At 53.2% G+C, this 26,123-nt stretch carries 24 protein-coding genes and 1 pseudogene; 8 read left to right on the top strand and 17 right to left on the bottom strand.

Features of this window, described 5'->3' with window-relative positions:
- Positions 1-83 precede the first annotated feature (83 nt).
- Complete coding sequence (locus KDN35_RS19910) at positions 84-707, top strand: ribonucleoside-triphosphate reductase (RefSeq protein WP_249179062.1); 624 nt, start codon at positions 84-86, stop codon at positions 705-707.
- A 126-nt stretch (positions 708-833) separates the two neighbouring features.
- Here KDN35_RS19910 and KDN35_RS12155 read toward each other — a convergent pair whose 3' ends face one another.
- Both KDN35_RS12155 and KDN35_RS12150 read right to left on the bottom strand, forming a co-directional pair.
- Complete coding sequence (locus KDN35_RS12155; protein WP_212132809.1) at positions 834-1,748, bottom strand: S-layer homology domain-containing protein; 915 nt, start codon at positions 1,746-1,748, stop codon at positions 834-836.
- Between the two features lie 185 nt (positions 1,749-1,933).
- Positions 1,934-2,092, bottom strand: a complete 159-nt coding sequence (locus KDN35_RS12150) for a hypothetical protein (protein WP_171566549.1) — start codon at positions 2,090-2,092, stop codon at positions 1,934-1,936.
- A gap of 187 nt (positions 2,093-2,279) precedes the next feature.
- Here KDN35_RS12150 and KDN35_RS12145 point away from each other — a divergent pair, with 187 nt between their 5' ends.
- Both KDN35_RS12145 and KDN35_RS12140 read left to right on the top strand, forming a co-directional pair.
- Positions 2,280-3,752: a recombinase family protein gene (locus KDN35_RS12145; protein WP_212132808.1), complete on the top strand. Its 1,473-nt coding sequence runs from the start codon at positions 2,280-2,282 to the stop codon at positions 3,750-3,752.
- A 22-nt stretch (positions 3,753-3,774) separates the two neighbouring features.
- Positions 3,775-3,879, top strand: a pseudogene (locus KDN35_RS12140) (ABC transporter permease); the annotation flags it as partial.
- 154 nt (positions 3,880-4,033) lie between these two features.
- Here the strand turns inward: KDN35_RS12140 and KDN35_RS12135 are convergent.
- Both KDN35_RS12135 and KDN35_RS12130 read right to left on the bottom strand, forming a co-directional pair.
- A complete protein-coding gene (locus KDN35_RS12135) occupies positions 4,034-4,999 on the bottom strand; it encodes a tetratricopeptide repeat protein (protein ID WP_171566547.1) in 966 nt (321 codons plus the stop codon).
- A 105-nt stretch (positions 5,000-5,104) separates the two neighbouring features.
- Positions 5,105-5,479, bottom strand: coding sequence for an ATPase (locus tag KDN35_RS12130; RefSeq protein ID WP_171566546.1), 375 nt, complete (start codon positions 5,477-5,479; stop codon positions 5,105-5,107).
- Positions 5,480-5,773: 294 nt separating this feature from the next.
- On the opposite strand from KDN35_RS12130, the gene KDN35_RS12125 reads away from it, so the two are divergent.
- Complete coding sequence (locus tag KDN35_RS12125) at positions 5,774-6,208, top strand: DUF2621 domain-containing protein (RefSeq protein WP_171566554.1); 435 nt, start codon at positions 5,774-5,776, stop codon at positions 6,206-6,208.
- A gap of 77 nt (positions 6,209-6,285) precedes the next feature.
- Positions 6,286-6,525 carry a hypothetical protein gene (locus tag KDN35_RS12120; RefSeq protein ID WP_171566545.1) on the top strand — a complete coding sequence of 80 codons (240 nt, stop codon included), beginning with the start codon at positions 6,286-6,288 and terminating at the stop codon, positions 6,523-6,525.
- Between the two features lie 224 nt (positions 6,526-6,749).
- On the opposite strand, the gene KDN35_RS12115 is transcribed toward KDN35_RS12120, so the two are convergent.
- The 11 genes from KDN35_RS12115 to KDN35_RS12065 form a co-directional block, all read right to left on the bottom strand.
- Positions 6,750-7,493 carry a LytR/AlgR family response regulator transcription factor gene (locus tag KDN35_RS12115; protein ID WP_171566544.1) on the bottom strand — a complete coding sequence of 248 codons (744 nt, stop codon included), beginning with the start codon at positions 7,491-7,493 and terminating at the stop codon, positions 6,750-6,752.
- 251 nt (positions 7,494-7,744) lie between these two features.
- Entirely contained in the window at positions 7,745-10,594 is a 2,850-nt protein-coding gene (gene lanM / locus KDN35_RS12110) for a type 2 lanthipeptide synthetase LanM (RefSeq protein ID WP_212132807.1), read from the bottom strand.
- A gap of 15 nt (positions 10,595-10,609) precedes the next feature.
- Positions 10,610-10,792, bottom strand: a complete 183-nt coding sequence (locus KDN35_RS12105) for a mersacidin/lichenicidin family type 2 lantibiotic (protein WP_212132806.1) — start codon at positions 10,790-10,792, stop codon at positions 10,610-10,612.
- Entirely contained in the window at positions 10,789-12,288 is a 1,500-nt protein-coding gene (locus KDN35_RS12100; RefSeq protein ID WP_212132805.1) for a hypothetical protein, read from the bottom strand. The genes KDN35_RS12105 and KDN35_RS12100 overlap by 4 nt, the downstream gene beginning before the upstream one ends.
- On the bottom strand, positions 12,273-13,046 hold the full coding sequence (locus tag KDN35_RS12095) for an ABC transporter ATP-binding protein (RefSeq protein ID WP_212132804.1): 774 nt from the start codon (positions 13,044-13,046) through the stop codon (positions 12,273-12,275). The genes KDN35_RS12100 and KDN35_RS12095 overlap by 16 nt, the downstream gene beginning before the upstream one ends.
- An 82-nt stretch (positions 13,047-13,128) precedes the next feature.
- Entirely contained in the window at positions 13,129-14,394 is a 1,266-nt protein-coding gene (locus KDN35_RS12090; RefSeq protein WP_212132803.1) for a M16 family metallopeptidase, read from the bottom strand.
- Position 14,395: 1 nt separating this feature from the next.
- Positions 14,396-15,589, bottom strand: coding sequence for an insulinase family protein (locus KDN35_RS12085; protein ID WP_212132802.1), 1,194 nt, complete (start codon positions 15,587-15,589; stop codon positions 14,396-14,398).
- A complete protein-coding gene (locus KDN35_RS12080) occupies positions 15,586-16,275 on the bottom strand; it encodes a nitroreductase family protein (protein ID WP_212132801.1) in 690 nt (229 codons plus the stop codon). Before KDN35_RS12080 ends, KDN35_RS12085 begins: the two co-directional genes overlap by 4 nt.
- Before the next feature lie 28 nt (positions 16,276-16,303).
- Positions 16,304-17,632, bottom strand: a complete 1,329-nt coding sequence (locus KDN35_RS12075) for a YcaO-like family protein (protein WP_212132800.1) — start codon at positions 17,630-17,632, stop codon at positions 16,304-16,306.
- Positions 17,629-18,216 carry a TOMM precursor leader peptide-binding protein gene (locus KDN35_RS12070; protein WP_212132799.1) on the bottom strand — a complete coding sequence of 196 codons (588 nt, stop codon included), beginning with the start codon at positions 18,214-18,216 and terminating at the stop codon, positions 17,629-17,631. Before KDN35_RS12070 ends, KDN35_RS12075 begins: the two co-directional genes overlap by 4 nt.
- Positions 18,217-18,420: 204 nt before the next feature.
- Positions 18,421-19,389: a GNAT family N-acetyltransferase gene (locus tag KDN35_RS12065; RefSeq protein ID WP_212132798.1), complete on the bottom strand. Its 969-nt coding sequence runs from the start codon at positions 19,387-19,389 to the stop codon at positions 18,421-18,423.
- A 286-nt stretch (positions 19,390-19,675) separates the two neighbouring features.
- Between KDN35_RS12065 and KDN35_RS12060 the strand changes: the two genes are divergently transcribed.
- Positions 19,676-20,521 (top strand): sulfurtransferase, encoded by an 846-nt coding sequence (locus tag KDN35_RS12060; protein ID WP_171566533.1) that lies wholly within the window; start codon positions 19,676-19,678, stop codon positions 20,519-20,521.
- Between the two features lie 16 nt (positions 20,522-20,537).
- Here KDN35_RS12060 and KDN35_RS12055 read toward each other — a convergent pair whose 3' ends face one another.
- Positions 20,538-21,731: an MFS transporter gene (locus tag KDN35_RS12055; protein ID WP_171566532.1), complete on the bottom strand. Its 1,194-nt coding sequence runs from the start codon at positions 21,729-21,731 to the stop codon at positions 20,538-20,540.
- A gap of 241 nt (positions 21,732-21,972) precedes the next feature.
- Here KDN35_RS12055 and KDN35_RS12050 point away from each other — a divergent pair, with 241 nt between their 5' ends.
- Positions 21,973-22,350: a MaoC family dehydratase gene (locus KDN35_RS12050; protein WP_212132797.1), complete on the top strand. Its 378-nt coding sequence runs from the start codon at positions 21,973-21,975 to the stop codon at positions 22,348-22,350.
- Between the two features lie 99 nt (positions 22,351-22,449).
- On the opposite strand, the gene KDN35_RS12045 is transcribed toward KDN35_RS12050, so the two are convergent.
- Positions 22,450-24,048 (bottom strand): peptide chain release factor 3, encoded by a 1,599-nt coding sequence (locus KDN35_RS12045; RefSeq protein WP_171566531.1) that lies wholly within the window; start codon positions 24,046-24,048, stop codon positions 22,450-22,452.
- Positions 24,049-24,592: 544 nt separating this feature from the next.
- Here KDN35_RS12045 and KDN35_RS12040 point away from each other — a divergent pair.
- On the top strand, positions 24,593-26,113 hold the full coding sequence (locus KDN35_RS12040) for a carboxypeptidase M32 (protein WP_212132796.1): 1,521 nt from the start codon (positions 24,593-24,595) through the stop codon (positions 26,111-26,113).
- Positions 26,114-26,123: the final 10 nt, after the last annotated feature.

Genomic DNA, 26,123 nt, shown 5'->3' with positions numbered 1-26,123 from the left:
GAAGGAGAGATTAAAAATTTAATCATGGAAAGTAAAGTGTAGAAAAAGGGAAAGTTAAGACAAAACATTCCGATGGAACAATAGTGTATGTATATAATCCTAATAAATATGGTATTAGTGAAATGCTCACTGTTATAAATGAAAATGGGATTATCCGAACCTCCTACCCAACAAAAGGAAGTAGCGTAGTAACGAAAAAAAAAGGAAGCGAGGCGAGAGCTATGTCTCTAAAAATTGTATTGGTAGACGGGGACGGCGATTGGAAAGAAACACTTAAAAGCGGCGATCTTGATAGTTTTTTTAGTTGTGAGATGTACATGACTGTTGATAATGGCAGCGAACAACTGACCATCAATACCGCCACTCTTTACGGCACAGCGTTGATAAGCATGACCGATGGCATAATTAACATGCTCACCAATAAAGATAAACAGACATTTCATATTCTCGGCTTTGGTTCTGTTCACGATTACTATTTTCATATGAAAGGACCTGAAATCAAAATCGAAGCCGTAAATGTTACAAATGATCAGGTAGAACTCTTTCTTTTTTACGACAAACTGGCATTCGCTCATGATCTTGTAAAAACATTGAAGAATCATTTACAGGAGATTGCGCACATTAACCCCCGAATCAAAGAACAAAAAAGATATCACCTCCTGGAACACGGAGTGTCTGTACTCAACTCCATACTTGAAAGGTATTAGGGGAGCTTCATCAGGAAAGGAAGGGGCGCTGGCCGTTTGCTGGTCGCCCCTTTTCTGATTGTTGCCAATGACCAAAACAAAAAGAGCTATTATATTAATAGCTCTTTTGAGGATTATGTTCATGTATTACCACCAAATCCTCTCGCGGTCCAGTTTAGGTAACTTGGTATAACGATAGCCGACCAAAGCGGTATTCGTGTCCTTATTTTTCACAGAAACTAAAATCCTTTGTACATCGGCTATGGGGTGCTTGAGATAACCTTTCTCTAATGTGTCAAGATACTGATTCGATTTGGTGACTATAAAAAACTTCGCTTCCAATTCCTTTCTAGTCTTCGGTGCAGTTACTGTGATATAGCCGCCACTTATCTTGATTGAATTGTGCATTTTATCCGCGATCACTTCTGCCTCCCGTACTTCCAAGAAGTCCTTTTTCATGAACGACAAAGTATACGCAAGTTCAGCCCTCGTCACTGAACCAAACGAATCGTATAAACTCGTTGCTACTCCATTCGGAAACTTCCCTGCCTTTGGTTTCATTTGTCTTGAGCCAACCACAAATTGAACGAATGAATCATTTTTACGGAACTCCGAATTTTTTTGAGTAACCGATGCTCTCACGTTTTGCCAAGCATTTACGAGAAGTTTTGCCACTTCTTCACGAGTCAACACTTTATTGGGACTGATAACGACACCATTGAGCATTCCGTCTTTATTGGCTCTTTCATAGTAAACCTTTGCCCAATGATTGACCGGGAATCCTTGGACCGGCGTACCTACCGTCAAGCCCTTCACATTAACCAACCCAGCGACCACATCGGCCTGAGTAATCGGCTGCTCGGGACGGAAATTCCCGTCTGGATACAACCACATCAGTCTATTTTTCACCGCATATTCGATATTGGCTTTTTCCGGATGGTTTACATAGTCTTTCTGTACCGTTTGTGCCTGCGCGATAGGCGGATGAACGGTCGCAAAGAGGCTGCCTACCGTAAAAATGGCTGCAGTTACGCTGGACAGGAAAAAATGGATTCGTTTCATGTCATTACCTCCTCTAACCTTACCTAATGTTACCACCATCTGTTGTCTCAATGAACACCTGTACGTCACTCACGAAATGTAAAATGCCAATGTAAATCAAACGAAACGCCTCCTTTCAGCGAAAGAGGCGTTCCAAATCGAATGTTTCTCCCGTTGGGCTTGTCCGTTTGCCCGAGATCGGGCAATCAGGCAGAATTCGCCTGCTTCTTTCCTTTCTGCTTCTGCGTCAGTATGCGAATCATGGCTGGCAATAATGCGGTATATGCCATTTCAAGCCGTTCCTTGCTTGGATAGTTGGGATCGTTTCGGGGATAATCAGGCGGCAACGTCACAACAACCTTCATGTTCATCCCCTCCTTTAGTGTCACTTTATGTCGAGCAGCTTGTTTAACATGACGATCAACCCGGCTCACCCTCTCAATGGCTGTGGAAATCACGGTCAATTTTGGGGAAGCAGCGCAACGTATCATTTGCGTTGCAGACACGGAAGAATTGCTGCATATGCATTCCTGTAGGGAGGGGAGTCGCATCATGAAAAAAGCCGCTTTATACATCCGTGTCAGTACGGACGAACAGGCGAAAGAAGGATATTCCATCCCTGCTCAACGCGAGCGGTTAACGGCCTATGTAACATCGCAAGGTTGGGAAATCGCTGATTACTACATCGATGAGGGGGTGAGCGCGAAGAATACCAATCGTCCTGAATTACAGCGCATGCTCAATGACATCCACTGCGGGCTGATTGACGTTGTGATTGTGTACCGGCTGGACCGGCTGACGCGATCTGTCCTGGACTTGTACAACCTTCTTCAGGAGTTTGATCGTCACAACGTAAAGTTCAAGAGCGCTACAGAAGTATACGACACGACAACAGCGATCGGCAGGCTGTTCATTACGCTGGTTGCCGCCCTTGCTCAATGGGAACGGGAAAACCTCGGGGAACGCACGAAATTCGGGAAAGAGGAAAAGGCCCGGCAAGGGAAACGGCCAGGCGGGAAAGCCCCTTTTGGATATGACAAATTAGATGGAGAACTCGTTGTGAACGAGAAAGAGGCCGAAACTGTCAGGATGATCTTTCGGCTATATGCCAAGCACGCCAATTTCAATAAAGTAGCTGAAGAGTTATATCGTCAAGGGTGCAGAACGAAAAACAATGCCATTTTTTCTGTCAACACCGTCCAAAAAATCTTGAAAAACCCGATATATATCGGCACACTCCGCTATAATTACACCACCCAAACAGGCACCATCACAACCGTAAAACCGGAAGAAGACTGGATCATCGTTGAGGATGCGCTTCCTCCCATCATCGATAAAGAGGAATTTTATTTTGTTCAAAAAATCCTCGACGCACAAGCGATGAAAAAACCGCGGAGTGTAGCTTCCGGGTACCTCTTTTCCGGCCTGGTGAAATGCCCGAACTGCGGCAGCACGTTGAACGGAACCACTTACCGCAGCAAAGGAAAAAAGACGCCAGGTCAGCCTGTCAGGTATTATCGCTGCTCGTTTACAAAGCCAGGTGCTTGTCATCACTTCCAGATACGTGAAGACAAATTGGAGCACTTGTTTTTGGCTGAGCTGCGCAACCGTACCGATCAGATCAGGCGTGAGGTAACAGGAGACAAAAACGCTTGCCTGAAAGCCGCAAACCTTGACGACTACAAACGAGAACTGGAGTCTCTGAAGCAGAAGCGCAAACGCCTCCAACAGCTTTTCATCGCAGACCTCATTGAGATGGATGAACTGCGAAAGCAGCTGGAGGCGTTCAATACTCGCCAAGCCGAGCTGGAACAGTTGATTCAAACCGAGTCCGAACAGCTGGAAAACCGTTTCTCAATTGAACAATTGCTCTCCCTGTACGAAAATCTGCAACAGTCTTGGGAAGAACTGTCCTTTGAGGAAAAGAAACAATTTGTGTCTATCCTGGTCAAGAGCATTACGGCGCAAAGGCACCCGAAAGAGCCGCGCGGATATGTATTGGAGTCGCTTGTGTTTCATGGATGATTTTTTAAGCAGTTTTATTACCTTCACGCTGGTCATGGTGAGCCTGGCGATCATTGCGGTAGTCGCCACCCTGATGTACCAAGGCGTCGCCGTGCTCGAACGGATGCTCACCCGCCAGTTTCAATAGAGGCTTGTCACCGGCGCCAATCCGCTTTCACAGGGAACGGCGCCGGTCTGCGTGAAACACGTTCCGTTCGTCCACGGCACAGACTCACCCGCTTCTCCCCTCACACAAAAAACGTCCGGCTGTACATACTGCCGGACACCTGGATGCAAACGGGCTATTGCCAAAACTTCCACCAACTCTTTTTGTTCGATTCTGCCTGTCTGGGTACCGTCGGCGTCTGCGCCTGCTCCCGCATTGCTGCTTCCGTCTCCTGTGCTCCCGGCACCCGGGCCAAAAATTGGTCCACCATTGGCTTGTACTTGTCGGCCAGATGCTGCTGCATCTCACGCAGGATGGCGATGGCCTTCTCCTTCTGGTCCGTGGCCAGCAGCGCGTTGGCGTAGTTGAAGCCCGCGTACGGGAGTTGGAATGTGGGCGTCCAGTACTCCTCGCAGATCTGGATCAGTTGATAGACGTACCCGGCTTGTCCAAGTTCGCCGGTGACAGTCATGACCACGTCTTCCTTCCCCTTGGCACCGTCGATGGCCTGCCTGTACCACTGCACCGCCTTCAGCAAATTGTCCTCCGTCAGGAACAGGCGCGCTATGTGCAGCTGCGGCATCCACGCCCCTTCTTTGGCGGCAAGCGCCTCAAGCCGCTGTTTCAGCTCTTCCCGTTTGCCAAACTTCAGGAAGCTTTCCATGTACATGTTCAGCCCGTTCTCCTGATTGGGGTCCTTGAACAGTCCGGCTTCCAAGGTTTCAAACGCTTTGGCCTCGTCGCCCTCATAGGCGTAGATTTTGGCCAGATTGGTACAAGCTGTGCCGGAGGTGGGAAAGCGCTCCAAACAGTCGATCAGCATCGCCTTGGCCTTGTCGAACTCAAGCGCCTGCATGTGCACCACGGCGCGAAACAAGATCGCAGACTCGATCGGTCCGTACAGTTCCAGCAGTCGATCAGCCGCGATGGCCGCCTGTTCGGTGAACTGGTCGCGCACCAGCCCCATCGCAAAATCGCGGAGCTTTTCCTTCTCGTCCCAGTACTTGTCCAGATAGTTGGGGATTACTTTCTTCTGGAAATCTTCGCGCGACATCTGGATCGTTTGGCCAAATTCGTTGGTAAACGTCACAAAATCCGACATGCAACAGCCTCACTTTCGTCTCTGTGCCATGTCAAACAGGGACATGCCCCCAAGAAGAAGAACGATTTCCTCGCAAGGAAACCGTTCGCTGTCCAAGGGCCCCCGTTAGATCCAGGCTTTTATATTCACTTTGCGAATGAACTCTTCCATTGATTCCTTTACCGGGTCGCCATTGTCCGCTGCTTCATCCTGCATGCCCATCAGTTGGCGGAAGAGAGCCTCGTTGCGGGTAGCCAGCGCAAAGTCAAGCAGTGCCTCCCGTTGGATGCGTTCCGCCTCCTGCTCGATCAGCTTCTCTTCCAAGGCGATGTCCTCTTCCGGTACAGCGTACTGCTTATCTATCTTTGGAATGCGCACAATCCACGCAAACGCGCTGTCGGGATTTCGATCACGACCAATCAGGTACCCGTATTCACCAACCGGCAACCCTTGTTCAAAGGTGTCAGCAATGATGACGACACGTTGTCCTAGCTTGAACATGGGCGTCAGCTCCTTTTGAGTCTCATTCTAATAATACTAAATTGTATGTGCGCTTGGGAAGAGTAAACCGCCTACTTCGCACATCTGCCCGTCAACTGTATCCCAAATGCCGCCTTCCGCTTCTCCTCTCGGCTGCCCTGTCCGCTTGCAAACATCCTGCGCTTCCAGTACGCTGTAACCAGGTACTTTCGGGAATGGCGCACGACGTGTGGAAAAAAGATTTGTTGGAACGCGTGAAATGCGCTATAGTTGCGCTTAGAAGAACTGGATTGAGGGGTTGCATACGCAATGCAAATGTCCACGGGTTTTTCCTTGTTTATCATCGGCTGGTCGTTTGTGCTGGTCATGCTGATGGGCATCGGCGGGTTTTTCATGTTCCGCAAGTTCCTGAAATCCATGCCAAAACAAGACGGCAAATCGGAGCTGGACTGGCAGGACTACTATATCGAACAGACCCGCTCCATGTGGACGGATGAAGGGCTTGCCCTGCTCAACGAACTGGTGGAACCGGTGCCGAATCTGTTCCGAGATGTGGCCCGCCGCTCGATCGCGGCGAAGATCGGCCAGCTCGCCCTGGAGGAAAAGGCGACGACCATCACCACCGAGCTGATTGTCAAAGGCTACATCATCGCCACGCCGAAGCGGGATCACAAGTGGCTGATTCAGCACCTGCAGAAAAAACAGATCGATTACACGCCGTACGAACGCTATCTGCAAGCGAAATCGTAAGCTCGTCGTCCTTCTGAAACCGGGCGCCTGCCCGTTCGTACATACAGGTAGACCCCCATGACAAGGAGACGATGAGCATGTCCATCATTCTCACCATACTCGGCATCGGCCTGCTGCTGTTGATCATCGCAGCAATCGTGGTGATCGCCCTGCTGAAAAAAGGGGCCGGTCTGCTGATGAAAACAGGCGGATACCGCCGCTACAGCAGCAGCGATTACCGCCACCGCGGCCACTTCGGCCATTTTGGGCACACTTCTTACGGCCATAAGCACTACCGCCGCAAACACAGCAGCCACAGCGGTTTTTTCAGCAGTTAACAACCCGGCTTCAACAGTGAACAGCCCCCTTTCCCTCAGAAAGGGGGCTCCGTTTGCAGTCAACGTCCGTGGTGTGTACGAGGATGCTGTCAGATGATCTGGTTCTCCTCCAGCTCCCGGATTGCTTCTTCCGAATACTTCAGTTCCCGCAGCACTTCCCTGGTGTGTTGGCATCATCTCACAGCTCGTCAGCATCCTGACGATTTTTTGCCAATGTAGACGAGCTAGCCAATGTTGACCATTTTGTACAACGTTCCGATTTTGTTTTTGCTTACGTATGCAATCTCCTGCAAACCTTTAAAGGTGGCGATATACGTTTGGCCTGATGGATAAATTTTGTGAAGATATCGCAAATTGATCAGATAACTGCGGTGAGTCCGAAAAAAGCTTGTCGCATGCAAGCGTTTTTCAAATGAACACAAGCTTTCGGAAACTTTTATTACTCTGCGGCGTTCAGGGGAGTGAAGGTAGATTTTGGTTACCCGTTTTTCGGATGAAATCAAGACGATGTCGCGCTGATCAATAAACTCAATCTCATTGTTGTTGCGGATGCCGATAAAACTGCTTACAAAACGAGGGTCCGCCCTTTTCCCGAAGAGATAGCACTCAATCTTGTAGAGGCTCTTGTGCAGCCTCTCCCGTTCAAAGGGCTTTACGATGTAATCGACCGCATCAATTTCAAACGCCCAAGATGGGTGGGTGGAATCGGCCAGCACCAGAACTGATTCCGTATGCGGAAACAACGTAGCAAGTTGTTGGGCCACATAGGTCCCTTTTTGATCACGCAATTCAGGATCGAGAAACACGATATCCGCTTTGTTCCGAAATACTGCATCAATCGCCTCCTGTCCTGTTGTCGCGATCCCGGTAACTCCCCACATCCTTTCTGTCAATAAATTGGAGAGGAATTCACATGTCTCTGGGTCCTGATGAGCGACGATCGCTGTAAAATACATGTCCACATACATGCCTCATTACCCCTTTGGTCTCAACTCCATCCTATGAACCAGAGTCTTTTTTTCCTCTTCAAATTCTATCATTCTCAATATTTTCTAGTCCAGCATATATTCCCCAAACATTACTTCTTCATAATTTCTTCATAATTTTCTTCATATATCCACGCACCGATTGGTGATTTCCGCCCGTTTGCACTCCATCATGACAGGAACTGTTATCCGCCCCCCATCAACCAGCATCGAGGAAGCATTTTCTCCATGACCTACATGTAAAGGGCAAAAGGAGGAACCTTTTCCGGGAATGATGAACGCAACAGCGCGTATGCGATTCCCGACACCCCCCGGTATAAGCCGGGTGTATCGGATGAGGACGGAGAAGCAAACGTCCAGCCTGTTCGAGCGGCCAACTTTTGAGCAAGTTTTGCTGCCTGGCGGATGCAATCGGGGTCATTGAAACACTGTCCGCCGAGGAGAAGCACTTCCACCGCTCCGGCTGTTCCGCTCGCATATCCATCGTTGGGCAAGGATTGCTGAGCAAGCTGTTGAAATTCTCCTTCTGCAATTTCTCCTTCTATGGATTTGAAGCAGGCGCCTGGCTCTCCGTCCAAGCCAAGGCAATCTGCAAGTACATGGAGCCGCTCCCACTGGGAAAGGTTGTGCAGGGACGGACGCTCGAAATTCAACGCGCCCGCAGATGCCACTCCCAGTCGTTCCAGACGTTTGACCAACGGGAGAACCCATTCCTTGCCCTGGCCGTCCTGCAGCAGTTTTTGATACAAGCGCGCGGCGATTTCGTTCACCGCCGTACGCGCCGCCTCCGTTTGATCCGCTTCCCAATAACACACAGATGCCTTCGCCGCTTCAAACAAGGACACAACGTTCTCCAAACGGTTTTCCCGCACCTCGCGTATCAGCAACCCTGCCTGCTCTCTCGCCCATTCCGCATAGCGAACGTCTCCGAGAAAACGGTGCAGCATCACGCTTCCATACAGGACATCCGCCCGGCGGATGGGACGCTTGCTGCCCAGGAGCGTGTGAAACGCAGCCAGGCCTGTGTCGATATAGCTCCCTTCCTTCAACATCGTCCCTGTACCCACCAACAACAGCGACAGACCGACCAATCCGTCGGAGAGGGACCCATCAAGCACATCGTAACTCCACTGACCGAACCGGTTGCACTGAAAGCCAATCCAGGTGGCTTCCGTACGAAGCGGATTCCAAAAAGCCTGATCAACCAGGTGGTTGGCAATTCCCCGCAAACACCCGAGCACGTCCCCCCCGCTCACTTCGACCGCTGTCGGCCGGCTGTCTCCACCTCCCCCCTGCACGTCCATGCGCTCACGTTTGGTGGAAAGGATCGTCTTCCGGATGATGGCAAGGGATTTTGCCAGATCGTCTTCCCCCAGCAGATCCAAGCGGCGCATCACGCGATCCCACCCGCTTGCTTGCGACATGGTGACCACGCATCTGCCTTGCGCGTCCCGGACGTCCCTGGAGTCCGGTTGGGTCGTGAACAAAGGGATGTCTCCGTACAGCAGGTCCCGTTTTTCATGCGGAACAAATTGCTTTCGCAGCGGATATCGCTTTGTCCCGAGGTACAGTCGATCCAGCAGCTTTTCGCGGTCCCGTCCGCTTTTCAGGTAGTCAGGGTGATTCCCCGCCTGCAGAAAATTGTAATAGTGTTGGGTGGAACGGATCACATAGCGAATGCGAACGCGGCGGAACCGGTCCAATATTCCCCCTTGAGCCGTCAACTCCTGTTTGCGTTCAGCGAAGAAGCGGTATATCCATTCAAATCCCTTTTCAATAAACGACAGAAAGTCGACGGCCTTCATCCTCTTGCCGTCCAACATGGGCAAATTGTCAAACGGAGGCAAGGGGAAGGAAGAGCGCCTGAATACGGGAAGATCGTCCCCTTCCGTATCCAGCCATTCCACTGAATACGTGACTTCCGACTCATCGCCGCCCAGACCGCTGAATTCCACCCCCGGCTGCCCCTCGGACGGATAAGCCAAGACGGGCAGCAGTCCTGTCCGCAGGGGGGAATCGAACAGATACTGGCTGGCGATTCCTTCGGCCGTACCGCTGTCAAATTGGAAAAACGGCGTTTGGAACAACGTCTCCACATCGATATAGAGGGGATGTTCCCCGTGCGCGATCACATTTTCCGCATGAAAATCATTTCCGTCCAACAGATGCCAGATGGCCAAATAGGCCCCCTGTCTGAAGAAAAATCGCTGCACTTCCTCTACGGACTGGCATTCCTTCGGTTCAACATACGGCACCCAGCCGCACACTTCACAATCCAGAACGCGTTGGACGTAAAACGGGCAGGGGAATCCTTGTTCGTTCAAGTATGCCAACAGGGATTGAACACATACATCCACAGCCATTGAGCGCGGTTTGTAGACGACGATCCGATCGCTGTCCGACACGAAAAACAGTACGCTTCTGCCGCGGTTATGGGGGTCGGATACTCCCCCGCGCACCTCCGCCAGCTTGCCAAACGTCCCGTCCATCAGTGCCTGGATGTTAGGGGAATGCTGGACGAAGTGGCTCAGGGCTTCCAGCGAAAACTGAATCCAGTACAGCGTACGCGTCGCCAACAGTCTCCCCAATACCGGATACTCCTCCAACGTCGCCCGGAAAAATTTCGGATCACGCAGCTTGCTTTCCGCAAATGAATGGAGCCTCTCGGAGGCGGTCTGCCCCGTTAGTTCGTTGGTCAAATCAGCGATATGCAGCTCCATGGCCAATGCTCTCGACGCAATGTCATGCAGTTGTTCTCCCAAGGCGACCAGCAAGCTGTTTACCAATGACAGCTGATCCACTTCCACTGTTTCTGGTCCAAACCCCAGTTCGGGGATTGCTTCCGTCCATCGTTCGCGCGCAAGATGCAAAAAAGGTTCCACAAACGAAAGAAACGGAAGGCTTGCGTCCTCGTTTCCGGGAAGAGGCGTCAGCGATACGGCGGAATGGAACTCGGGTCGATTAGCAATGGTTTCCAGAATGTCCTCCCATCCCCGGTCGAAGTCACCTGCCGTATCAACATTTGATTGCCCGACACCAGAAAAATCCTCCGGATAGGATGCTGCCAGCCATTTTGTTTTCATCGATTCACCCCTCTTCTATTCCTGATCCAGAATCTCCTCACTGAGTTCATCCAACGGATACCCGGAGGGGTGCGGAACTCGTCCGAGGAGGTGAGACAACTGCGAGCGGTAGTCGGGATCTTTCCAGGCGCGGATTAATTCTTCCACCCTGATCTTCTTGCCGTTTACCTCGACCCATCCCTCTTGATCCACAATCATTGAACGAACCCTCTCTTTCTGCCCAATACCAACAGGATCAACGGCGGAGCGGCAAACACGGCCCAAATGAGCGCGGGTTCCAGCCACATATCCGTCCATACTTTCCAGAAGGCCCCGATATAAAACAGTGCCCCCCAAAAAGCCACCGCCGACAGGAGCGAACGGGGAACCTGTTCCAGCATCACCTGTTGACCGGACTGCTCTTCCATGACCTGTTTTTTCAGGCCGCTCTTGTCGAAGGTGAGAATGCCTACCTTAAGCAAAACGGTAAGCGTGGAGATCAGCAAAGTATTGCCCAGCCCGGCAGCAATTGCCCAGCCCGGCTGTTTCGTGCAAACGCCCAACAGGAGACTGCCGATGAACGCCGGCAAGGTGATCAGGAGCGATGCACTGGCTGCTTTGCCAGCCACCAGCGAGGTGTAGGAAATGCCAGCCACCTGATACAGATACACGCATTCCCGTTCAGCTGTATACAGCGTGACGGCAATCTCACCAAAGACCAGAGCGGAAAGGAATACGGAGATGAAGGGAATCAGCGAGCTGGCGGCAACCGACACGCCCCAGAACGCGAATTGACCGTCATTTGTATGACTGCTGATCAACCAGGCAAGGCCAAGCAATAACACTCCCCATACGATCAAGCGGATTTTGGTGATCGGATTCCGCCAGATGACGGCCACATCCTTCGCCTGAATTGTTCCGGGAATTCCGGGAACGATGCGAACAAAACCGGACCTGGTGGACCGTACCGTGTGTCCGGTCTCCTGCATGCGAAGCCACCCGTCTACATACCACGTCCCTACCCTGCGAGGCATCAGCGCCAGTACCAGTCCGGGGATGCCGAGGATGCCCATCGCGTACAACGTATACCGCTCCAGTGCTGCAACATCAGCCGACGCGAACATCGGCATCCGCACCAGCAGGTAAGCCACCCCTGCAATTACGGCGATAAAGCCTACAATGGACAAGCCAAACAGCATCTTCACGAGCCGCGGCTGAAGGTACACAAAGACGGCCAGATACAAACGGCCCAACAGCTCCCAGAGGGCGTTGGCCGCAAACGACACCGCAAAAACGGCCGCCATGGCGGTTATGCGATCGAGCCCCTGAAAATTCCCCGTCAACGCATAGGAGAAAATCAGGGCGGACCATCCCATCATCGGCAGGGAAGCAAGCCACATGCCGGTCAGGTGGAGAAAAGGCGGGGCTCCCGAGGCGACGATGAGAGGCATGAGCCGATGCTGGTACATTTGGGACGAGACGTCAAAAAACAGGCGCAAACTTCCTACCAGCATGGCCTCAACAGCTGCCAGATACAGCAGGGCGGTTAGATCAAAGTTAACCAGCAGATGAGCCACACGGTCGACCAGCAGAAACGCAACGAGCACTTCGCTCAACCGCATCCACAGCGCAGGTTTCAGACGACTGTGGCGGAAACCGGTATTCCAACGGGGTTTCAGGTAGAGCAAACAGATGGATTTCAACTGGTCTGACATGCCTGACTCCCTCCTTGTCCCTCTTCCCCGGTCAACGACAAAAAGATTTGCTCAAGGGTGGCGATGGGCATCTCGACGACAGACCTCAGCTCCTCCAATGTCCCCTGGATTTTCAATTGCCCTTTATGCAAAATCGCGATGGTGTCCGCCAATTCTTCCACGATATCCAGGATGTGTGTTGTCAAGAAAACGGTACATCCTTCGCGAGCAACTTCCTTGATCAGTTCCTTCACTTCCCGGCTCGCTCTGGGGTCCAGACCGTTGGTGACCTCGTCCAGCAACAAGACTTCCGGTTTGTGGATCAAGGCGGCTGCAATCGCCATTTTCCGTTTCATCCCCAACGAAAAGTCGCGAATCAAATCATCGGCTCGCTCCGACAACCCCATTTGTCCCAGCAATTGATCAGCCCGCTGCCTGGCAGTCTCAAGCGGAATCCCGTACAATCCGCCAACGAACCACAGCATTTCACGAGCCGTCAGCCCTTCGTGCAACAGAGGGGTGTCAGGAACATACCCGACCTGTTTTCGCGCTTTGCGATCTTCCCAGATATCCTGGCCCAGGATATGCACCTTTCCCCCCGTCGGCCTCAGCTGTCCGGTCATCATTTTAATCGTCGTGGTTTTCCCGGCACCGTTATTTCCCAGGAATGCAAAAATGCTTCCCTTTTTCACGTGCAGCGTGAGATCGTGAACGGCTTCGAAATCTCCATATCGTTTTTTCAGGTTCAGGAGTTCAATGGAATATTTCTGATCATTCATGTTTTCTCCTCACAATCCATCCGGGTGTTGAACGGTAACTCCAAGCGGGGACGTCATTCATTTGGGTGAATGTTGATCATGGTCAACAAACAACGCTCACTGCCATGTTTTCCAGAACTAGCAAGCGCTCGATCGCATCGCGGAGATGTCGTGCGGAAATGTTCCTCAAGGTGCGGTCCAAATCAAACCCCTCCAGCGTTGTCCACCATTTTTCCAGATAATACGTCAAGACGCTCAGGTCATTTGCTTCTTTTTGGCAGCGCAGCAGCCACAATTTTTTCCAGTCATCCGCAAGCGATTCCGACCATGGGGCATTTCTCACCCGCTCTGCCGCCTGCATGACAGCTTCACGAAACCATTCCCACGAATCGGTCTGAGCAGTGATCTCCAGATATCCGGCATCGGCTGCCCGGCAGTAGTTCACCCTGATGGCGTCAGCCGATCCATCATCACCGGTCAATTCCTTCTCGTTGAGCAAATTGTACAATTCATGTTCCAGCATCACGGCGCAAATGCGAATGACCAACTCCTCCTGAAACAGAGCGGTTGCTGTCAGACCGGCATGGACATGCTTGTATCCGACGTGCACGTACGCCTGATTCAAGCCCATTTCCGCAAGCGAGAAGTCCTGCACGGCGTTAGGCGGTTCTCGCCACTCAGGCAGATCTGCCGTGGCGGCGAATGGCTTTCGGGAAACCATTTGCTCTGCTCGTTCCACCAGATCGTGTATGTGAACATTCCCCGCGACCAGAAGCAGACAATTGTGCGGTACGTAAAACAGGGAATGGGCCGTTCGCACATGGTCGAGCGTGATTTGCGACAGAGACTCCTCTGTCCCTTTGACGTCCTTTTTGACAGGATGGTTCCAGTACAAGGCATTCAACATGTTTTGTCTCGCCACTTCAGCCGGATCTGCTTGAGACATCAACATTTCATTTTGAATGACTTGTTTTTCCAGCTGAATCCTGTCTTCCGTGATGTTCGAATGAAATGCCAACTCCAGCAAAAAGCCCACCGTGTCCATGACGTTTCCAACGGTGGTGGAATAGAAGGCCGTTCGGTCAATATAGGTGGAAGCCTGCAAATCGGCTCCGTATTCAGCCAGTTGAACGTACGCGTCATTGCCCTCACTGGGAAAAAGGGCGTGCTCAAGAAAATGCGCCACACCTTCGGGTTGAACCACTGTGGCGGATGAAATCGGGTCAAAAAACCGGTGGTGAAGCGAACCGTACTTCACCACGAGCCGAACGTGTGCGGAGTAGTATTGCGGTTTTTCGATAAACAGAACGGTCATCCCGTTGTGGCACTCCACACATTGCCAATCGGAACCATTTCGAATTGCCTTCATATTACTCCTCCATCAGAACAGGTTCCAGGAAAGACACAGCCTCCATTACATCCTGCTTGGTCACGTCTTGAATAAGCGCAACCCTGGATGCAGGTTCGAATGGTTCCCCTGTCTCGACATGAGCAAGATGACAGCTGACGATGGAATCACAATCATCCATGGTGTACCACGCATCACTGATCAGAAACCGCTTGGTCACCTGCAGGTCGCGATCGGTAAAATCACCTCGCTGCAGGGCGTGGAGCTGTCCCACCATCTCTTCGCGCACCTGATCGCGATTGTCAGGCTCCGCCCCTGCCACCATCACGATTGTTCCCGTCGTTTGATCCCACACGGAGAACGCGAAGTAAGCCAACCCCAGTTCTCTGCGTATGCGGGAAATCAACTTGGAGTGGAAGCATCCGCCCAACAGGGCATTGGCAACCTGGAGGCTGATGCGCGCTGGCAAAGAGGGGTTCTTCGCTGTCAGCCGGTATGGCAAAACAATCAGATGGGAATCGCCGGCATCCGTCCCGGAGACGGGATCGGGAACACGCGGATCAACTCCCGTCCTTTCCTGTTTAACGTCAGCAGTCCACAGCCGCGAACGCTCTCCACACCAACTCTGGAGCGCTCTCCAATTTTGGGCGGGATCGCCTGTTCCAATTGCATAACAGATAGCGGGAGCCTCCCGAACAAGATGGTCGTACTGCTGTGCGATGAAGGAACAATCCAACAGTTCGTCTCCCCATTTGTCGCCGTCCGCGTCCAGAAAACGCAGCAAAGATGAGGTGACAGGGTCGATTGCGCTGGTGGCGTGAATCCTTCTGCGTGCAATCTTGCGGGGGGCTGCGGACATCCAGTTCTCGTACGCTTCCTGGTTAATCAGCGGCGCACAGACGACGGACAGGAGGAATTGGACAGGGCTGTCATCTGTACCAAAAGGTTCGCCGCTCGACAGCGATTCCATCTTGAGCCCAACATAACTCGCCTCTTGAAACCTGTGCTCAACAATCTCCGGCCGTTCCCACCTGCGACTGTCCGGATGCTGTATACTGTGAATCGCGACCAGGCTGTCCATCAGGCCGCTCCAAAACCATAGCGGCCAGTCAGGCGGGACACGAAACAGAACGTAATAGGCTGACGTCAAAAATTTACCTGTCTCAACGTTTACCAACCGGTGATTGTCGTTGACAGGCCGCTCCTGAACATTCAAGCGTCTACCCCCTGTTTGAACACCGTTAACACGGCAAAAGCCGCTTCGTAAAAGCCGTCGATCCCCATTCGCTCATGAAGGCGATCATCAAAAAATTCCACATGCACCTTATGCGGGATATGGTCACGCTCCCACCGGGTCGTGATTTTTTCAACCATTCTGCCAGTCTGCAGCAGCACCGCACGATAACCGCGTTCTCCGTGCAGCAGCATCCCTCGATCGAGATTGGCCGTTACGATAATGGCAGAATCCGCTTCTCCCTCAGCGGAATGGATCAGCGCATCACGCAGAAACGAATCGGAACTAGTGCGCAGCGGGACCAGCTTTGACCGGCGGAAATCAAAATAATAGAAGGTATTGACGCCATGACTGTTTGTCACAGCATACAGTTCCACGGCATTCAGCCCGGCAGCGTGCGGCGCCAAGTCTTTCAAGGAGCGTATGGAGGAAGGAAGCTCCTCTCGTTCGTTTATGTCCAATTCTTCTGCGATTCCATAATCTTTATACGAGTGTTCCACATGATATCGTTCATGCAGAATCGACAGCAGTTCTTTTCTCGCTTCCTCTTTTGCCCAATATACAGAGGGAAACAGCTTGCTGTTTTCGTGATACCACGCAGTCACATGTTCCGGGTGCAAACGATTGTGCTCGATCAAACGGAAAGAATAGTCTATTCCTCTTTTCATCGAAAACCTCCCAGCTCCAACAGCTCTGTTACGGAAGGGGATGTGGCATGGGATTCAATTCGTGGTATGTGTAGGGACGGTCCAGGTATCCCATCTCAACAGGCACCTGATAAAGCCGGGTTCCGCCCGCTACCTTTTCCTTTTCACTGCGCGTAATGTCGACCGCCCCGGGAACAATGACCCGATAGACGTGCAAGCCGAGCTGTCTGACGTCCGGCAATGTAATGTCGACGGCAATCACCTCTAGTCCGTTCCGTTCCAGCGCTGCGATACACTTGTCCAACTCCTCCGTCACATTCAGTTCGGACAGCCATTTCCCCGCCGGCACATCGTTTTCGACCGTTGACTGATAGACGAATGCTGCATGGCTGTGGTTCAGCTCGTCACAATAGAAGAACGGACGCAGCACGAAATCCTCAACTTCGTCAGGCGTGAGGGTAAAGTGAATGTATTTGGTAGAAAGGTAGCGGCATCCCATCCACTGCTGCGCAATCTCACACAGCGCCTTGATGCATGCTTCCTCCAGGGAAGGGCGGGAAGCGGCTCCGACAATGGTTCGTCCATTCGGCGCTTTCATGATGGCGCAAACTGCAGGAATGCCAAGCGTCGTGGTAGTATCAACCAGATGATACCGGAAGTGTTCCGCGGCAAAATACTGTTGGTAGATCTCATGAAGCCGCTTGTTGCTTTCCACATTCAGCCTGGGCAAACTTAGTTTGTTGTGCCACATGATGGAATACGAGTCCCGTTCGACGATTTCCAATATCCCCCGCAATACGGCTTCTTCCGCTGTGGGGGCGCATGAAAGTCCCGTGGTCAACCCTCTCCACACGAGCGCTTCGTCCTCGCCGGGAAGATAATTTTCCCATACTGCTGCCGCCGGGACCCATACCTCTTGCCCCCGTGTCAAATTGTATCCGGGCACCCATCTCACCTTGGTGTCCTCCGTAAACCGCACAAAGGGAAAATCCTCTTGCAAATATTGATCCGGATGAAACCAGGCAAAACGCTCCGGATGAACCGCTCCCTTCAGTTCTCTCCAGGAAACCAATGCCATTCCGGAACGCACGTAGTACGAGCCGCAGTAACGTTCGATGGCTTCCCCTACAGCGGAACGTCTTGCTTCTTCCCGGGTAAATCCAACCCCCGTCGTAATCTCGGGGCTGCCGCTGATCCCAGGCACCAATTCGTTCGCGTAGGTGGGCGCCGCCATCGCCGCATACAGTTTTTGATCGCCGGGATCATTCAAGCAATCAGCGAACCATCGCACAATGCCGCCATACCGACTGACAACCGAACGCAGCGCACCGAGAGAAGAAACGTCTTTCCAGTCGCCTGCCAATCGCTTTCTGCTCATGAGCCAACCTCCGAAAAGCGGGTCATCCACGGCTGTACATATTGATGGATGCGGGTTTCCACACCACACACAGGGCAGGTTGGAACACGCAGGACGGGATGAAGCTCCCCTTCAAGCGTCAAAAAGTCAATCTCCAACATCTGGTCCGTAATATGGGCAGCCCCTGCGCGGTGATCCTTGGAGACAAATTTGTACGTTTCCAATGCGACAGCGTCACACATCATCCGGCGCACGTTTTCTTCCAGGCATTCGGGAATCTCGGGACGTTCCGGCTCCTCGACCATATTGGCTTTCATCCGAAGCGACAGGCACTCAAAGCAGGGACCTTCCGTAGGATGAAATACGGGACCTGCAAGCACTCTCCCTCGGTCCCATTGAACATGAAGCCAGCGTTTCCCTTCTTTTCGCATGAGTTGGTTTATCTGACTGCCGAACGTACCGGCATTGACCACAACAAGCAAATCAATCTCCGACCGCTGCTCTTCCAACGATTCGATGACACGGGCGGAGAGATTGAACAATTGATAATGATTCGCCAATTGGGCGGCCAAATCACGGTTGTCTTTGACCAAAATTCCAATCATCGCAAATCACTCCTATGTATGGGATAGACAGGATTGAACCTGACGTTCAATCCTGTCTGTCGCCTGCGATTACAGCAAGCGAATAGTCCAGATGATCGTGCCAACATCTGCTTTCTTTTCAGCAGCTGCAGGGTTGGCAACAGCTTTCAGGAGTTGCTCTTTGTTCATTCCTATCACCTCCTTTCAAGAGCATGCGGATGTTCGCTAGGAGGAAAACGATGCGACCTGTTCTCGTTCACCCAGCTGTGCCAATTGCTCGAACAGTCCGACGACAGCTACTTCCGCGTGCTCCTTTTCTTCTGCTCCGAGTTCTTTCAGCTTGCCCGCCAGCTGCATGTGATGCTCGGAACACCCTGCCTGGACGCCGATCAAACCGCTTTTCGCCTGCTGTTTTGTTATCAATTTTCGTGCAAGATAGGAAACGAATGCGGTCTCCAACTCGCTCTCCCACCATTTCGGCAGAAAACATATCCGGACGATTGGATGACTGTCCGTAGTGGATACGGAAGCGTACCCGACCAACTCCCCCTCATAACGCAGCTCGTGCACGGCCCCCAGCCACAGGGGCTCGATTACGCCTCCCATTCCCTCGACATGTGTTTGAAACTGTCGGGAAAACATCTGGTTGGCGACGAATTGCAGCGCTTCCTTTACCGCCTTCTTCGGCAATCGGTTCAGCTGGAGCCGGTTATATACATAATCATGCTTTGGAATGTTGGCCTCCGGGATGAGTATGACGCGATCGTAATAGCGAGTCATTCCCATCTTTTTCGTAGTGAGCTTTAATGATGGTTTATTTTCACTGGAGATTTTTCCGATAAAATAGCGCAGTCCTTTCTGATGTGCATACTGGGCATAACGAACCAGGAACGCGAATCCAGCTCCTTTTGCCTGATATTCCGGATGGATGAAGATGTCCGTCCCAATCGCAACCTGATTCCGGTACATGACAAACATGAAGCCTATTTCCGAACCACTCTCAGCGTCAACCAGCTTTATCCCCTGAAAAAACAGCATGCAGACGAACGGAAAAACCAGATATTGAAACAGGAATTTTTTCAGCGGGTGATTCATCCATGCCCGATACGTCAGATCGCCGGTTTGAAAGAAATGGTTGCAAAGAATCAGGCTGGCTCGATACGCTTCCCACGGCTTCATTTTTGCTATCTTCATGGTTGGGCCTCCCTCATTCCACGCGAAGCGTTTTGCTGTTCCGCCTCGCGGTCCGATGTCGCGTCCCTCTTTAAACATAATACAGATCATGGAAAATACAACATTTTTACCACGATATGTAAGTTTGGGCGGACGAAACGATTAATAGAAGGAACGAGCGGACGCTGGCGAACAGACGAAAGGTACAGTTTGCTTCTCCTGCCGGTGCGGATTCTTTTTTCTGAAAAGTGATTCACGTAAACGGGCTATCTGCTATCATGGAAGAAAAAAGAAAGTAGGGTGAATCATGCAACCGCTCGTTACTCCCCGTTGGCTGTACGAACACCTCCAGGACGACCGGCTGAGCGTCATCGACTGCCGCTTTGCCCTGAACAACCCCGCTCTCGGCGAGGAGCAGTACCGGCAGGAGCACATCCCCGGCGCCCTTTATTTCCATCTGGAGCGGGATTTGTCCGGTCCCAAACAGACACATGGCGGACGCCATCCGCTGCCTGATCCGGAAGCGCTGGCCGCCCGCCTGTCCCTCGCAGGTATTGACGAAAATGTCACCGTGATCGCCTACGACGATCAGGAAATGTCCATGGCCGGCCGGCTTTGGTGGCTGCTCCGCTATCTGGGGCACGAAAAGGCGGCCGTGCTGGACGGCGGATTTGCCGCCTGGAAGAAGGCTGGCTATCCGGTGACGGCCGATGTGCCCACTCCCGCTCCGCGCTCCTTTGTCCCCCGGGTGCAGCCGGACATGCTGGGGGACATCCGCAGTGTGCAGGAACGCGGCGAACATACCGCGCTGATCGACTCCCGCGCCGGCGAACGCTACCGCGGCGAACAGGAACCGCTCGATCCAAAAGCGGGACACATTCCCGGCGCCCTGCACTACTTTTACAAGGACAACCTTTCCGCGGACGGCACGATGCTGCCGCCTGAACGGCTGCGGGAGCGGTTTGCCCCCTTGGACGGGCAGGAGATCATCGTCTACTGCGGCTCCGGCGTGACCGCTTGCACCAATCTCCTGGCCCTGCACTCCATCGGCCGGACTGACGCCAAACTGTACCCCGGCAGTTGGAGCGACTGGTGCTCCTACGATCTGCCGGTGGCAAAAGGACCTACTCCATCCGATGACATTGTGAAGTGAGATCGCCTTCCCCCGTTTAGCGATCAATCGGCGTTGCCGCTCCCTGCCGGATCAGCCGGTGCAGACCCGCGAGCAAAAACGCCCCGCCGGTGACAAAAAAGACAATGAAGAACGAGTGGTTCCAGTTGTCGATGAGGCCCGCCACAATCGGGCTGAGAATGGCACCGGCGGAGGTGACGGCGGAAAACAGGCTGAACGCGCTCCCGTACAGCTCGCGCGGCACGTGAAGCATCAAAACAGTGGACAAGGCCGGGAACAGAAGGCCGGAACAGATGCCGAACAGAAACATCATCACATACAGCGACACATCCAGGCCAATCGCCAGCCCGTACGCAAGCAGACTCATCAGGCAAAGGCCGACGAGCGTGCGCTGCTCCGGGGACGTGCGGGCCAGCCAGAACTGGCTGAGCGCCGCCAGCGCCCCCAATCCCTTGAGACTGAACAAAATACCCGTCACAGAAGGCGAAAGATCGCTCCGTTGGATGAGCATGGGGACCTCGTAAATCAGCACCCCCTGCGCGTAGACGACGGCAAACCCGCCGACAAAGGCGGGATAGAGGTACGGGTTTGCCACCACGGCCAGCAGCGAAGACATCTGCGGCAGGCGGGCAGCGACGGCCGCATTGTCGGCGTTGTTGGCAGCGCTGACGGATGCGCTCCCGCCGCCCGCTTGGCGGCCGGGCAGGACCAACAGGGCAAACACCCCGGCAGCTCCCATGATGCCGCCCAGGATGACAAACGACTGCCCGTAACCAAACTGTACCGCCAGGAAGCTGCCCACCGCAGGCGAGACGATCGCCGCTGTCGTCAGCACCATCCCGTTTTTCGCCATCAGTTCGCCCTGTTCCGCCCTCGTCTGTCCGGTTTCCCCCAGCATGGCAAAACAGGCCGGTGAGACAAACGCCATCAAAAACCCCAAAATCAGGCGCAGCACGAAGAAATGCTCCGGCGCCTGCACCACCCCCTGGCCGCTCAGGATCAGCCCGGCCAGGAGCAGCCCTCCGGCGACAAACCACTTTTTCGGAAAGCGATCCAAAAACGGTCCGGCGATCAGGTTGCCGGCCAGGTTGCTGATCGCGTACGCCCCCAGAACCACGCCGATCATCGCCCCCGACGCCCCCAGCACGAGCATGTACGGCGCAAGCAGTGGCGTCTGCGCATGCATGTCAAACGATACGAGAAACAAGACGACAAACAGGAGAACCCGCATTTCCTTCCACTCCCTTCTCTATCTCCCATCTATATGACGCAGGTCGTCCACATAGAAAGGAGCTGTCTTACCAGGAGGCACCCGATTGGTTTTTCGGATCATGGTGATGTCCTCGGGAGGTGTTGCGTTCCCTTTGTTGACGTTTAGACAGAATATTTTGTATAATACCAAAATTGACAAGCGCCCAATCCAACCAATTGGTATTTCCTACAGTTGCAACCGGACGCAGAAGAAAAGGAGGATGCTTATGCAGGCTGGCGATGTCCTGACCTGGGAGAGGACATTTACCGAGCAGGATGTGCGGGAGTTTTGCAGAATCTCCGGCGACAACGGCGCGCACCATGTTACACCGGACGAACACGGGCGTTTGGTGGTGCATGGTTTGCTGACCGCTACCTTGCCGACGAAAATTGGCGGGGACCTGCATGTTCTGGCCAGGAACATGACATTTACCTTTCTCCGGCCGGTCTTTACGGGAGACACGATTCGCTGTGAAGTGACCATCACCCGTTACGAACGGCAGGAAAGCCGGGCGGAAATCGCTGCCACTGCGGAGTGCTATAACCAGGAGGGAAAAAAAGTACTGGAAGGCACGTTTGACGGGATTATCAGGTGTTAGAAAAGGAGACTCCCCCGGTTGGAGAGTCTCCCTTATCGGACATGTCATTCGCACCATATGGGCGAATGTGCTTTGTTGGTTTGCTCGTACCGTTGCCGCCTAGGCATGCACTGTTTTCAATCCCAGCGAGCTTTCGTGGAACTTGATGTTTGGATACTTTTCCATCGCCATCCGCAGTTGGTACTCGCTCTCAAACAGCATCACCGGCCGGCCGTAACGGTCCGTCACCGTTTTGTTCTTCAGGGCGTCCAGCGCCGCCTTGTCTCCTTCCAGCCAGCGGGCGATCTGGTACGGCAGGCGGGTCAGCGTGATCTCCACCCCGTACTCCGCTTTCAGCCGGTACTCCAGCACTTCAAACTGAAGCACCCCGACCACGCCAAGAATCAGCTCCTCCATCGGGTAGGTGCGGAACAGCTGCACCGTTCCTTCCTCCGTCAACTGCATGATCCCTTTTTGGAACTGCTTGTGCTTCATCGCGTCCTTTACCATTACCCGGGAGAAAAACTCCGGCGAAAAGTGGGGCATCTCTTCATACTCGAACGGCTTCCCGACGCAGAGCGTGTCGCCGATCTGGAAGATGCCCGGGTCGAACAGGCCGATGACGTCTCCGGCGTACGACTCCTCGACAATTTCCCGGTCCTGGGCCATAAACTGCACCGGCTGGGCCAGCTTGATATCTTTTCCCAGTCGCACGTGTCGGACGGTCATGCCGCGTTCAAAACGCCCCGAGCAAATGCGCAGAAACGCCACACGGTCGCGGTGCGCCGGATTCATGTTGGCCTGGATTTTGAAAATAAAGCCGGAAAACGGATTGCTGCATGGGTCAATCAGGCCCACACTGCTCTTCTTGGGCGACGGCGGCGGAGCCATTTGCAAAAAGTTGTCGAGGAACGTCTGCACCCCGAAATTGCTGATCGCACTGCCGAAAAAGACGGGGGTCAGTTCTCCTTTGCCGATCAACTCCATGTCAAAGGCGTCGCCCGCCACGTCAAGCAGGGCGATTTCCTCCTGAAGCTGCTGCCACAAATCCTGACCGACGCGTTCACCGATCAGCGGATCGTCCGGGCCGCTCACCTCGAAGAAGCGGATGTCCTCATGCTGCGAGCCGTCTTCATACAGTTCCACACGCGATTTCATCCGGTCATACACGCCGCTGAAGTGGCTCCCCATGCCGATCGGCCAGTTCATCGGGTAGGAGCGGATGCCCAGCACCCGTTCAATTTCTTCCAGCAGCTCGAACGGATCTTTGCCGTGTCGGTCCAGCTTGTTGATAAAAGTAAAAATCGGGATGCCGCGCATCCGGCAAACCTTGAACAGCTTGATCGTCTGCGCCTCTACCCCTTTGGCCACGTCGATGATCATCACCGCGGCGTCAGCAGCCGTCAGCGTCCGGTACGTGTCCTCGCTGAAGTCTTGGTGGCCCGGTGTATCCAGAATGTTGATGCGATGCCCCTTGTATTCGAAATCCATCGCGCTGGACGTAACGGAGATACCGCGCTTCTTTTCGATTTCCATCCAGTCGGAGGTGGCGTGTTTGGAATTCTTCCGCCCCTTGACCATCCCCGCCTCACGGATCGCTCCACCGTAGTACAGCAGCTTTTCCGTCATTGTCGTCTTGCCCGCGTCCGGGTGGGAGATAATCGCAAAGGTGCGCCGTCTGGCAATCTCTTGTTCCCATTGGGGGTTTTTTTGACTCATCTTCATTCTCCTGTCGTAGTTCTTTGCCATAGCGTATTCCATAATGGATTCCATAACAACGATTATAACGACAAACTGACGTGTGAGCCAGTTCCAGCTTGTAGACAAAGTCCGAAACGCATGGGAGATCGGGCCCACTCGCTCGCTTGACGCCCAGCAAAGAAGCAGATGAAGTCCGCTCCAAAACGAGACGCGGGCAGGGGACAAACATCTGGGTGTTTCGATGAAGTGAGACTTGTGTCCCCTGTGTATCCCCGCGTCTTTCGTTTTTCCGCTGAGCAGGTCGTCAAAGGAGCTCGCTTGGCCCATCCCTCCATGCGATGTACATTGTCTTCCGCTTCGGTTGATGAATGGGCAGGCCTTCCGGCCTGAAAATCGTTTTCTTGTGGGCGATTACTCAATGAATGAAACTGACGTGTGAGCCAGTTCGTATCTTTCCTTTTCCATCAGATCAGGTATAATAGTGGATTATAAAGTAGTAAAAATTTTTTGACTGCATGTGCATCCTACCATGTGCATCCTACATAGAAAAGGGAGGAACCCTATGACAAGCTCTGTGGAAAATCGTGCAGCTGCTTTTCGCGAGTATGTGAAAAAAATGACCAGCTTCGGCCAGGCGCTTGCCGTGCTGCATTGGGACATGCGCACACAGGCGCCGCGCAAAGGGATGGACGCCCGCTCCGAGGTGATCGGCGTTCTGTCTGGCGAACAGTTCAAACTGGCCACCTCCAAGGAAATGGAAGAACACCTGGAGGCACTGAGCGAACCAGCCGTGCTTGATTCGCTCGACCCCATCACCCGGGCGACGGTACTGGAGTGCAAAAAGGAGTTTGACCGCAACAAAAAAATTCCGGCGGACCGCTACCAGGAGTTTGTGGTGCTGACCTCGCAGGCGGAGACCATCTGGGAGGAAGCGCGGGCCAACAGCGATTTCGCCATGTTCCGCCCCTATCTGGAAAAAATCGTCGACTTCCAGCTTGAGTTTATCGACTACTGGGGCTGCGACGGCAAAAACAAGTACAACACCCTGCTTGATCTGTACGAGCCGGGCGTGACCGTAGACCAGTTGGACCCGATCTTTGCCACCCTGCGTGAAAAAACGGTCAAGCTGGTGGCGGCCATCGCCGAGTCGCCGCACAAACCGGACACGTCTTTCCTGAAAAAACACTTCCCGGAGAGCGAGCAGGATGCGTTCAGCCGATATGTCCTGGAGAAGATCGGGTACGACTTCCAGGCAGGACGCATGGATCGCAGCGTACATCCGTTCTGCACGTCGTTCAACCCGGGCGACGTCCGAATCACGACCCGTTTCGACCCGAACGACTTCAACTCAGCGCTGTTCAGCTGCATTCACGAAGCCGGTCACGCCATGTACGAGCAAAACATCAATCCGGAGCTGCTGGGCACGCCGCTGTGCGAAGGCACTTCGATGGGCATCCATGAATCCCAGTCCCGCTACTGGGAAAACATGATTGGGCGCAGCCTGCCGTTCTGGCAGCATTTCTACGGTGATCTGCTGAAGGCCTTTCCGGTTCAGTTTGCCGGTGTGGACGTCGAACAGTTCTACCGCGCGATCAATGAGGTCACTCCATCGTTTATTCGTACGGAAGCGGACGAACTGACGTACAACCTGCACGTCATGATCCGCTACGAGATTGAAAAAGGGCTGATCAACCAAACGATCAAGGTGGCCGACCTGCCCGCCATCTGGAACGACAAAATGAAGGAGTACCTCGGCATCGTCCCGGCCAACGACAAGGAAGGCGTGCTGCAGGACGTGCATTGGGCGGGAGGCAGCTTCGGTTACTTCCCCACCTATTCGTTGGGCAACGTCTACGCCGCCCAGTTTACCCATGTGATGCGCAAGGAGCTCAGCGGCTACGATGAACTGGTGGCCAAGGGCGAGTTTGGACCGATTCGTCAGTGGCTGAAGGAGCGCATCCATCAGCACGGCAAAACAAAGAGCCCAAACGAGCTGGTGAAGGAGATCACCGGCGAGGGGATCAACGCATCGTACCTGATGGACTATCTGGAAAGCAAGTACACGTACATCTACAAGCTGTAAGAAGAGTGAG

The organism is Brevibacillus sp. NL20B1, from assembly GCF_018195675.1.
Classification (GTDB): Bacteria; Bacillota; Bacilli; order Brevibacillales; family Brevibacillaceae; genus Brevibacillus; species Brevibacillus aydinogluensis.
The sequence above is the reverse complement of the archived record's forward strand: the minus strand, read 5'-3'. Positions and strand labels throughout refer to the sequence as shown.

Excerpts from the sequence above, each read along its gene's own strand:
- KDN35_RS12155 (WP_212132809.1), bottom strand. The coding sequence starts at position 1,748 with ATGAAACGAATCCATTTTTTCCTGTCCAGCGTAACTGCAGCCATTTTT.
- KDN35_RS12150 (WP_171566549.1), bottom strand. The coding sequence starts at position 2,092 with ATGAAGGTTGTTGTGACGTTGCCGCCTGATTATCCCCGAAACGATCCC.
- KDN35_RS12145 (WP_212132808.1), top strand. The coding sequence starts at position 2,280 with ATGAAAAAAGCCGCTTTATACATCCGTGTCAGTACGGACGAACAGGCG.
- KDN35_RS12135 (WP_171566547.1), bottom strand. The coding sequence starts at position 4,999 with ATGTCGGATTTTGTGACGTTTACCAACGAATTTGGCCAAACGATCCAG.
- KDN35_RS12130 (WP_171566546.1), bottom strand. The coding sequence starts at position 5,479 with ATGTTCAAGCTAGGACAACGTGTCGTCATCATTGCTGACACCTTTGAA.
- KDN35_RS12125 (WP_171566554.1), top strand. The coding sequence starts at position 5,774 with ATGTCCACGGGTTTTTCCTTGTTTATCATCGGCTGGTCGTTTGTGCTG.
- KDN35_RS12120 (WP_171566545.1), top strand. The coding sequence starts at position 6,286 with ATGTCCATCATTCTCACCATACTCGGCATCGGCCTGCTGCTGTTGATC.
- KDN35_RS12115 (WP_171566544.1), bottom strand. The coding sequence starts at position 7,493 with ATGTATGTGGACATGTATTTTACAGCGATCGTCGCTCATCAGGACCCA.
- lanM (WP_212132807.1), bottom strand. The coding sequence starts at position 10,594 with ATGAAAACAAAATGGCTGGCAGCATCCTATCCGGAGGATTTTTCTGGT.
- KDN35_RS12105 (WP_212132806.1), bottom strand. The coding sequence starts at position 10,792 with ATGATTGTGGATCAAGAGGGATGGGTCGAGGTAAACGGCAAGAAGATC.
- KDN35_RS12100 (WP_212132805.1), bottom strand. The coding sequence starts at position 12,288 with ATGTCAGACCAGTTGAAATCCATCTGTTTGCTCTACCTGAAACCCCGT.
- KDN35_RS12095 (WP_212132804.1), bottom strand. The coding sequence starts at position 13,046 with ATGAATGATCAGAAATATTCCATTGAACTCCTGAACCTGAAAAAACGA.
- KDN35_RS12090 (WP_212132803.1), bottom strand. The coding sequence starts at position 14,394 with ATGAAGGCAATTCGAAATGGTTCCGATTGGCAATGTGTGGAGTGCCAC.
- KDN35_RS12080 (WP_212132801.1), bottom strand. The coding sequence starts at position 16,275 with ATGAAAAGAGGAATAGACTATTCTTTCCGTTTGATCGAGCACAATCGT.
- KDN35_RS12075 (WP_212132800.1), bottom strand. The coding sequence starts at position 17,632 with ATGAGCAGAAAGCGATTGGCAGGCGACTGGAAAGACGTTTCTTCTCTC.
- KDN35_RS12070 (WP_212132799.1), bottom strand. The coding sequence starts at position 18,216 with ATGATTGGAATTTTGGTCAAAGACAACCGTGATTTGGCCGCCCAATTG.
- KDN35_RS12065 (WP_212132798.1), bottom strand. The coding sequence starts at position 19,389 with ATGAAGATAGCAAAAATGAAGCCGTGGGAAGCGTATCGAGCCAGCCTG.
- KDN35_RS12060 (WP_171566533.1), top strand. The coding sequence starts at position 19,676 with ATGCAACCGCTCGTTACTCCCCGTTGGCTGTACGAACACCTCCAGGAC.
- KDN35_RS12055 (WP_171566532.1), bottom strand. The coding sequence starts at position 21,731 with ATGCGGGTTCTCCTGTTTGTCGTCTTGTTTCTCGTATCGTTTGACATG.
- KDN35_RS12050 (WP_212132797.1), top strand. The coding sequence starts at position 21,973 with ATGCTTATGCAGGCTGGCGATGTCCTGACCTGGGAGAGGACATTTACC.
- KDN35_RS12045 (WP_171566531.1), bottom strand. The coding sequence starts at position 24,048 with ATGAGTCAAAAAAACCCCCAATGGGAACAAGAGATTGCCAGACGGCGC.
- KDN35_RS12040 (WP_212132796.1), top strand. The coding sequence starts at position 24,593 with ATGACAAGCTCTGTGGAAAATCGTGCAGCTGCTTTTCGCGAGTATGTG.